The sequence below is a fragment of the Mesorhizobium sp. M7A.T.Ca.US.000.02.2.1 genome (assembly GCF_003996995.1).
In the GTDB taxonomy this organism is placed as follows: domain Bacteria; phylum Pseudomonadota; class Alphaproteobacteria; order Rhizobiales; family Rhizobiaceae; genus Mesorhizobium.
The window spans coordinates 1-8770 of the sequence record NZ_RZTT01000262.1; the positions used below are offsets into that span (position 1 = coordinate 1).

An 8770-nucleotide genomic window follows, 5' to 3' on the forward strand; every position below is an offset into this window, starting at 1 on the left:
AGCTGGTTCACCCCCGCCTGCAAGAAAGAGGCGGCCGGATAAGCGTCCGGCGCGCCAGTTGCGGTCAGGAGCGAGAAGATCGTTCCGATCGAGACGTTGGTGTCGATGTTGGAAGAGCCGTCGAGCGGGTCGATCGCGATGGCGAGTGGCGCTTGCCTGTTGAGCAGGACCGGCTGCTCCAGTTCCTCGGAGGCGTAAAGCGCGACAGGCGCCCGGCGCATGGCGTCGAGGAAGATGTCGTCGGAGAAGACGTCGAGATCCTTCTGGACGTCGCCATCGGCATTGGCGCCACGGGTTTCGGCAAAGGCGGCGCCGAGCACCCCTTGATTGATGGTGTTGCGGACCTTGATGGCGGCCTGTGTCAACTGACGGACGGTCGTCACAACTGCCGAGCGGAATTCGTCAGGCTGGCCGAGATAGGAGTTCAGAAAAGCGTCGAGCGTTGCCGCTGGCATCGTAACCTCCCGGTCCGGCCGCATCTCCTCGGAGCGGCTGGACTGGAGGAATGGAAACAAACGTCGCGAGATAAGTAAAATTCAATAACTTTACTTAGCTAGTAAAAATAATTTAGTATGCGGCATGAGGAACCTCACGCTCAAGCATTTCAAGACCGTCCAGGCAATCATCAAGTGCGGCAAAATTGTCAGCGCGGCCAAGATGTTAGGCCTGTCTCCTCCAGCGCTGACAATCCAGTTGCGGCAAGTGGAGGAAGAATTCCAGCTGGCTCTGTTCGACCGAACGTCGGACGGCATGCGTCCCACTGCCGCAGGTCGGGCTTTCGTCGAGACAGCGCAGGTTATCGAGGAGCATCTCGGTTTGCTCGAAGACAAGATGGATGCCATCAAGGGCGTACGCACCGGCAGCTTGAGGCTCGGCGTCGTTTCCACCGCCAAATATTTCGCGCCGCGGCTGATGGCTGCGTTCATGAAGGACCATCCCGACATCGACATGCGGCTTGCCATCGGCAACCGCGCCCAGACGATCGACAACCTCAGGAACCACGACATCGACATCGCGCTGATGGGGCGCCCGGCGAAAGAGGTTCCGGTGCGTGCTTCGGTCTTCGGCGATCACCCGCTGGTCATCATCGCGCCGCCCGACCATCCGTTGGTCGCGGCGCGGGATATCTCCAAGGAGCGGATCGCGGAGGAGCATTTCCTTATTCGCGAGCCCGGCTCCGGAACCCGCATCTCGCTGGAAATATTCCTGAGCGACGTGCCTGGGCGCATCGACGACCTTGGTGTCGAGATGGCCTCGAACGAAACGATCAAGCAGGCGGTTATGGCTGGTCTGGGCATCGCCTTCATCTCTGCCCACACCATCGCTGCGGAAACCGAAGCAGGCCGGCTTGTCATCCTCGACGTTGTCGGCATGCCAATCCGCCGGCAATGGTTCTCGGTGATGCGAACCGATCACGCAATCTCGCCGGCCATGGCCACGTTCAACGATTTCCTGATGCGCAAGGGCGCGATGTATCTGCCCCTTTTCGGAAAGCTGTATCCAGACAAGGCGGGATGACATTTTACGAATGCAACGGATGAAAGTCCGGTGGAGAACGCCCGCGATCGTTGGTGTTATATAAGCGATATGTTATGTTGCAGTGCGAAAGAGCGGGGGCCACGTCCTTTCACACCCGTAAGCGATCTGTATGTGCAACCCCTGCAGACTGTTCGGAAACCTCCCGGGTAGGGTTCGGGAATTCGATGGGGAAAAGGGGTAATGCTTTACACACTAGTTATGATGGTCTGTCTGACGGATGTACCGCGGACCTGCGAACAACGCGAACAAATGGTAGACGGTCTGGCGATGAATCCCGGGACTGCCTTCATGCAGGCGCAGCCGCTGGTGGCTCGGTGGATCGAGACGCATCCCGGTTATTTCGTGCAGCGCTGGCGTGTGCTGCCTGGCAGGGGGTCATGAGGCAGGCGGCCAAGGTCTATTTCTTGACGACGAGCGTTTCCGAGACGGTCTTCGACAACTGGTAAAGCCGCTGCTCGATTATCGTGGGCACATCGCAGACATAAGTCAGCGACTGGACCCGTTCGGTGAAAATTCGCGTCGCGAAATTCAGCTGGTCGGTTCGCCGTTCGACTTCGTCCGGATCCGCATCGGCCTTGGCGCGCAGCGCGTCGACTTCGGATGCTTCCTTACGCAACTGTGCCGCCATTTCGAGCTGTTTGTGCGCATAGCGGGAGATGCCGGAGATCACGTGCGAACGCTCGGCGTCCATATGGTCGAACATTCCCTGCACCAGCATCGTCATTTTTGGTGCCACCTGCTCGGGCGGCAGGGAAGTCGCGAAATCCTTGATCTCTTTTTGAGCTTCGGCAATCGGCGTCCGCCGGGCCGCCACCGCCTCGACAAGCGCCGACACACGGGCATCCTTCGCCCAATCTTTCGCGGTCGCAGGAAGCTCCGGCCCATTCCAGATCTGGCCAAGCGAGAGCCGTGGCACCTTACGCTGGATGCAGGGCCAGTCGGGATCGGTGTTTGCCGCGCCGGCGCCTCCCATCGAGGCAAGCGTGGCGACCACAACGAGAGCGTGAACAAGTCTCATTCGCGCCATCAGGCGTTTCCTCCCATGTCCTGCTTGCGGATCACCAAACCGCGCGAAGGGTCGTATGCGATGATGGCGCCGCCCAGAAACAGCAGCGTGCAGCCGGCCACGACGCCCAGCGACAGCCATTCGATCTGCCCGTAGAAGGCAAAGCGGATCAGTTCGACGGCATAGGTGAACGGGTTGCAGAGGCAGATCTTGTAGAGCAGCGGGCTCGCCTCCTGGATGCGCCACAAGGGATACAGCGCCGGAGACGCGAAATAGCCGGGAAAGATGACGAAGTTCATGATGCCGGCGAAGTTTTCGAGCTGCTTGATCAGCGAAGACAAGAGCATGCCGAGCGCGCAAAGCATCATGCCCGACAGGAACAGCGCCGGCAGCACATAGAGGTAGCCGAGTGGCGGCGCTTTGACGCCCCACAACCAGGCAACGATCAGGAACGCGTAGACCTGCACGATCGATACGGCCACGCCGGCGAGCATCTTCGACACCAGCAGGAACCAGCGCGGAAACGGGCTGACCAGCAGGATGCGCATGTTGCCCATCTCGCGGTCGTAGACCATAGACAGCGAAGACTGCATGCCGGAAAACAGCAGGATCATGCCGCAAAGGCCCGGCGTGATATAGACCTCGTAGAGCACATAGGTCTTGTAGGGTGGGATGATCGACACGCCGAGCACCTGGCGAAAGCCGGCGGCGAAGATGAACAGCCAGACGAGCGGCCGGACCAGCGAGGAAATGAAGCGTTCGCGCTGGTGCAGGAAGCGCAGGCACTCGCGCAGGACGACGCCTTTCAGGCAAATGAGATAGTGGCGCAGGCCGAATGGCTCAGACCGCACCGGCATGATGCCGGCGAGCTTTCCAGGCATCGCAGGAGCGCTCATGGCGACGTCTCCGCCATGCCCGCCGCATCGACGCGGCTGAGCTTCGAAAAGGTTTCGCGAATCGAACTTCCACCATTCGCACGGATCACATCCGACACCTTGCCGCTCGCGACCAACTCACCCCGCCGCAGTATGACGACATGGTCGGCGTCTTCGACTTCGTCGATCAGATGCGTGGCCCAGAGCACGCCGATGCCCTCGGCTTGGACGAGCTTGCGGATGGTGGCGAGGATGCCCGCGCGAGACTCGATGTCGAGGCCTACGGTCGCCTCGTCAAGCAGGAGCAGGGAAGGGCGGTGCAACAGCGCCCGGGCGATTTCGATGCGCCGCATCTGACCGCCGGAGAGGCTGCGTGCCTTGTCATGCTGGCGGCCCTGCATGTCGACCGCTTCAAGCAGCGCGGCAATGCGCTGGCGAGCGTCGCGTCCGCCAATGCCATGCAGCGAGGCGTGGTATGAGAGATTCTGGTAGACGCTGAGGTCGAGGTCGAGCGTGCGTGCCTGGAACACGATGCCGACGCGTCTGAGTGCTTCGCCGGATGCGCGGCGAATGTCATGGCCGAAGATGCGGATCGATCCGTGACGCGTGTCGTAGAGGTGGCTTATCAGTGAGAACAGCGTTGTCTTGCCGGCCCCGTTGAGGCCGAGCAGAACGGTGAAAGTCGCCGGCGCGATCGAGAAGGAGACGTCGTTGAGCGCCCGCTTCTGGCCATAGGAATGGCTGACGGCACCGACATCGAGCGCCGCCACCTCTTCTCCCGGACCGCTTGTCCTCATATGCTGCATGCCGGGCCGCTCCTTCAGGACGCGTTGGCTATCTGGCGCCTTGATGTCTCACTTGATCGTAATCTTGCCCTTCAGTCCCTTGTCGGCAAGGTCGGGAACCGACCAGGTATATTCGCCCGGGCGAACGGTATGGAACTGCACCTGGATCGTTCCCGCGTCGTCGAATTCCAGCCAGGCTGGTCCGCCGTCCATATGCACTTCCAAATCGTTGATGACGATCTGGTCCATCCAGACATTGCGGAAGAGGTCGGTGACGAACTTGTATTCGAAACCGCCCTTGGAGGTGATCTTCCAGCGATAGCCCTGGCCGGCGATCAGCTCGAAATCCTTCTGATTGACGGCGTAAGTGGAATCGGCCGAACCGATAATCAGTTCCGGCAGGTTCTTGCTGGCACGCGACGGTTTTGGTGTTGCGTCGTCGGCGCTTGCTCCGGTCGGAGCAAGGACGAATCCGGCGAGCGCGGCGAAGAAAAACCTGCGGAAAAGTTTCATGTCTTGAGCCTCCCGATGATCAATGTCTGCTATTTGGGCGAAATGACCACACCCCAGGGCTGCTGGCCCACGGTGAGCGATTGGACCGGCTCGTCGGTGGCCGTGTCGATGAAGGTAATATCGTTGGAATTGCCATTCGTGGTGATCAGCGTTTTCTGGTCGGGCGTGAAGGCCAGATGCCAGACACGCTGGCCGACGAGGATGTATTTCTCCACCTCGTAGGTGTCGGTATTGATCACCGCGACATGGTTCGCCGGGCCGAGCGCGACATAGGCTTTCTTGCCATCGGCGGTGATGGCGATGCCTACCGGCTGGATGGTTTCGGCCCGCAGTCCCTGAATCGCGAACTGGATCTTCTTCACTACTTCGCGTTTGGCGTTGTCGATGACGCTGACAGTGCCACCGACCTCGGCGCTGACCCAGACCTGCGAGCCGTCGGGCTTGAAGTCGGCGAAGCGCGGGCGCGTGTCGACCAGCACGTTGTCGGTCACCTCATGCGTGCCGGTGTCGATGAAATGCGCCATGCTGGTGGTTTCCGAGGTGTTGACCATGGTCTTGCCATCGGGGCTGACACCCATGCCTTCCGGTTCCACGCCGACCGGAATCTCGGCCAGGACCTGCTTGCTTTCGACGTCGATGGCGGTGACGAGATTATCGTCCTCATTGGCGACATAAAGCGTCTTGCCGTCCGGCGAGAGCACGAACAATTCGGGATCGGGGCCGGATGGCAGCGTACCGACGATTTCAAGCGTCGCGGTATCGATGATCTGGACCGTATCGTCATCGCTGGCGCATAGATAGACGAACTTGCCGTCATGCGAGATGGTGATGCCGCGAGGTCTCTGGCCGACTTCAACTGTCTTCACCACCTGCATCGTCGCCGTGTCGACGACGGTCATCGTGTTGTCCTTCTCGTTGGAAACGTAGGCCGTATAGGCCGATGCCGGACTGGCCGTCAGGCCGGCCGCGAGAATGGCGAATGCGCAAGCTCGTTTCTGCACGCAAATTCCTCCCGATTGACTCTACTTGAGAGCGCATTTCGTTTCCGGCTGATCGACACCGAGCGTGTCGAGTTCGGAGACCTGGTGAAGATAGCCCTCTTGTGGCGATGTCGAGACGACGGACTTGGTATCGCCAAGCAAGATCGGCTGGCGAAGCTGGAGGTTCCATTTGCGGAAGGTCAGCTTCTGCCCCTTGAAAGCAGCAACCGAAAAGTCGTCCGAGCGCATGTAGTCGCTGATTTTTTTCGCATCGTCGCCCTTGGTGCGCGTGGTGGCCTCGCCGACGGCACGCACCGCCGTCCAGGCCGACATGTCCTTTGAAAGCATCCGCCGGCTCGCCGTCTTCAAGAAGCGGCTCTGCATCTGGATGCCGCCCCACTGTTCGCTGGCGGGATGCCATGACGATGCAACCAGACCGGCCGTGCCGGCGACCAGCCGCGGCGTCCAGGTGCGATAGGGCACGTAGGTCCCGAAAACCTCGCTTTCGTCGGCGACAAGCACCACGTCATGCTCCGGGAGGTCTTGCGTAAACACGGAAATCTGCTGCTGTATCTGCGTGGCGCCGGTGTCGGTGCGCCTGGCTGTGCCCGTATCCTTGAATTCCTTCTCGGCGACGATCTGGCCGCCGAAGCGGGTTGCCGCGCGGCGCAACGCATCGGCGTAGAGACGATCCTGCTCATGCGACCCATAGAGCAGCACCCAATTCGGCCACTTCTTCACCATGAGATACTGCGCCAGCGCATCGGCCAGCATGCTGCGCGTCGGCGCGACATGGAAAACGTTGACGCGGCAGTCCTCCTCGCGAAGGCTGTCGTCGGTGGCGCCGACGTTGAAGATCAGCACGCCTTTGTCGCGGGCGATGTCGGCGATCGACAGCAATTGTTTGGCTGAAAGATCGGCGACCACATAGCGGTCGCCCTTGGCGATCATGCCTGCGAATGCCTGAACCGCGTCGCCGTCGGGCTTGATCTCGGTCACGTCGAGGCTGAATTTCTGGTTGGTGAACTTTCCGGTCGTATTGTTGTCGCCGATCGCCACCTCGGCGCCGGCGACACCTTCGTCACGTGGCGGCAGGTCGAGCATGGAAAGCGTCAATTGCGGTGCGTAGGCCCGCAAATAGCCTATCTTGATTTCGGTTGTCTTTTTTTCCGGCTTCGCCACCGTTTCCTGGCCTGTCGCGTCGGAAACGTTGACGGTCAGGGAAAAAAAGCACAAAAAGGCAGCGAGAGTGCCTGGCACCGCGCTCGTCATCGATAGTAATTACCCATTCTTGCGCAAAGGTTCGACGGTTGCCGGACCCGCGCCAAGTCAAGGTGCCCATGATCAACTTAGCCGACCCGCAAAATTTATCAAACCCTATCGGAAGACTTTTCGCGCCTGCCAGAACGGTGCGGAAGGTCGCCGGCGTCGATTCGCATGGCAACACCGGCGAGACGTGGCGCAGGGGGATCGACTGCCTCTATAAAAACGTCTTGTCCTCCAAACTGGAGAAACTGTTCAAATGACCAGAATGCTGGCAAGCGTCACCGGCATCGAAGAGGCGGAGATCGCTCTTTCTGGAGGTGTCGACATCGTCGACCTGAAGGACCCGAAGGCGGGAGCTCTGGGCGCGGTGTCCACGGAAACCATGCGCCGAACGATTTCGTTCATCGCTGGTCGGGCTCCGGTCAGCGCGGTCTGCGGCGACCTGCCGATGGAGCCCGAAACGATCCGCATCAAGGCCGAAGAGATCGCGGCGACCGGCGTCGACTATGTGAAGATCGGATTTTTTCCTTCGGCGAATATCTCTGCCTGCGCACAGGCGCTCGAACCGCTCGCCGCACGAACGAAGCTGATTGCCGTGCTGTTTGCCGATCTGGCGCCGGACTTCGAGCTTCTGCCGATATTCGCCAGGCATCGCTTCCATGGCGTGATGGTCGATACCGCGCAAAAGGGGAAGGGCCGGCTGCTCGATCATCTGCCGCCGGAGCGTATTCCGGGATTCGTCGACCGAACGAAATCGCTCGGTCTGATGGTCGGCCTGAGTGGATCGCTGGAAGTTCCGGATATTCCGCGCCTATTGCCTTTCGCTCCCGATTTTCTCGGCTTTCGGGGGGCGCTGTGTGGCCATTCCGGTCGCACGAGTTCGATCAGCGCCGAGGCGGTCTCGCAGATTCGAGAGTTGATCCCGGCGGAATCCGGGACCGGCGGTCAATCGAGTATCGACTATCGCCTGTTGGCGGCGAGAGGCTATTCGCCGGACACCGACCCGACATTGGGCACGGACAGGATTTTTGTGCGGGATTTTGTTCTGCCGGTCCAGATCGGTGCCTACAGCTTCGAGCATGGCCATACTCAAAAAGTGCGCTTTGATGTGGCCGCCGACGTGCTGCAAATCACCGACCATCCCGAGGACATGCGCCATGTGTTCTCTTATGACATCATCATGGACGGCATTCGCACCATCGTCGCGCGGGGACATATCCAGCTCAGCGAGGCTTTGGCCGAGCAGGTGGCAGCGCACGTCCTGGAGAACCAGCGTGTCGTGCGTGTCACGGTAAGGGTGGAGAAGCTCGAGCTCGGCCCTGGCGGCGTCGGCGTCGAGATCGAACGCAAGCGCCAATCGGCGGGACGCGGCGCTGCCTCCGGCACTGCCGGCCGAAAAGACCGGAGCGTTGTTTTCCGGCCGCGCCAGGAACGCCCCGAAATGCTCCGACGGGCCATCGTCAAGCTTGGCGGCAGCACGGCCCATGCGGCGGAGATGAAGAGCTGGATCGCAGCGCTGGCGGGTTCCAGGCTGCCGATCGTCATCGTGCCCGGCGGCGGCCTCTTTGCCGACCATGTGCGCGAGACGCAGACACGCATGGATTTTTCCGACGCCGCCGCGCATGCCATGGCGATCCTGGCCATGGAGCAGTTCGGCCATGTCATCCTCGACCGGGACGAAAGACTGACGCCGGCACGGTCGCTGGACGAGATCGGGCGAGCGTTGGAGGCGGGCAAGGTTCCGGTGTGGCTGCCGTCATCCCTGGCACTGCCGGCGCTGGATGTTCCGGCCTCGTGGGACATTAC

General features: G+C 60.7%; 9 protein-coding genes and 1 pseudogene. 3 read left to right on the top strand and 7 right to left on the bottom strand.

Annotation, left to right across the window (positions count from 1 at the left end):
- Positions 1-455, bottom strand: a pseudogene (locus tag EOD15_RS22400) (class 1 fructose-bisphosphatase); the annotation flags it as partial.
- A gap of 124 nt (positions 456-579) precedes the next feature.
- Here EOD15_RS22400 and EOD15_RS22405 point away from each other — a divergent pair.
- Both EOD15_RS22405 and EOD15_RS37260 read left to right on the top strand, forming a co-directional pair.
- Complete coding sequence (locus EOD15_RS22405) at positions 580-1518, top strand: LysR family transcriptional regulator (RefSeq protein WP_127319312.1); 939 nt, start codon at positions 580-582, stop codon at positions 1516-1518.
- Between the two features lie 270 nt (positions 1519-1788).
- Positions 1789-1920: a hypothetical protein gene (locus tag EOD15_RS37260; RefSeq protein WP_281035283.1), complete on the top strand. Its 132-nt coding sequence runs from the start codon at positions 1789-1791 to the stop codon at positions 1918-1920.
- Between the two features lie 16 nt (positions 1921-1936).
- Here EOD15_RS37260 and EOD15_RS22415 read toward each other — a convergent pair whose 3' ends face one another.
- From EOD15_RS22415 to EOD15_RS22440, 6 genes are read right to left on the bottom strand one after another with little or no spacing between them, the layout of a single operon-like run.
- Entirely contained in the window at positions 1937-2512 is a 576-nt protein-coding gene (locus EOD15_RS22415) for a hypothetical protein (protein WP_245463736.1), read from the bottom strand.
- 53 nt (positions 2513-2565) lie between these two features.
- The gene (locus EOD15_RS22420; RefSeq protein WP_050580490.1) at positions 2566-3402 is read right to left on the bottom strand and encodes an ABC transporter permease; all 837 of its coding nucleotides are present in this window, start codon (positions 3400-3402) and stop codon (positions 2566-2568) included.
- A gap of 35 nt (positions 3403-3437) precedes the next feature.
- Positions 3438-4226: an ATP-binding cassette domain-containing protein gene (locus tag EOD15_RS22425; protein WP_127319308.1), complete on the bottom strand. Its 789-nt coding sequence runs from the start codon at positions 4224-4226 to the stop codon at positions 3438-3440.
- A gap of 48 nt (positions 4227-4274) precedes the next feature.
- On the bottom strand, positions 4275-4718 hold the full coding sequence (locus EOD15_RS22430) for a hypothetical protein (RefSeq protein ID WP_127269840.1): 444 nt from the start codon (positions 4716-4718) through the stop codon (positions 4275-4277).
- Positions 4719-4747: 29 nt separating this feature from the next.
- On the bottom strand, positions 4748-5719 hold the full coding sequence (locus EOD15_RS22435) for a YVTN family beta-propeller repeat protein (protein WP_127319306.1): 972 nt from the start codon (positions 5717-5719) through the stop codon (positions 4748-4750).
- Positions 5720-5740: 21 nt separating this feature from the next.
- Entirely contained in the window at positions 5741-6970 is a 1230-nt protein-coding gene (locus tag EOD15_RS22440; protein WP_127319304.1) for an ABC transporter substrate-binding protein, read from the bottom strand.
- Between the two features lie 250 nt (positions 6971-7220).
- Between EOD15_RS22440 and EOD15_RS22450 the strand changes: the two genes are divergently transcribed.
- Positions 7221-8770 (top strand): (5-formylfuran-3-yl)methyl phosphate synthase (locus tag EOD15_RS22450; protein WP_127408830.1); only part of this gene is annotated, 1550 nt, incomplete at its 3' end.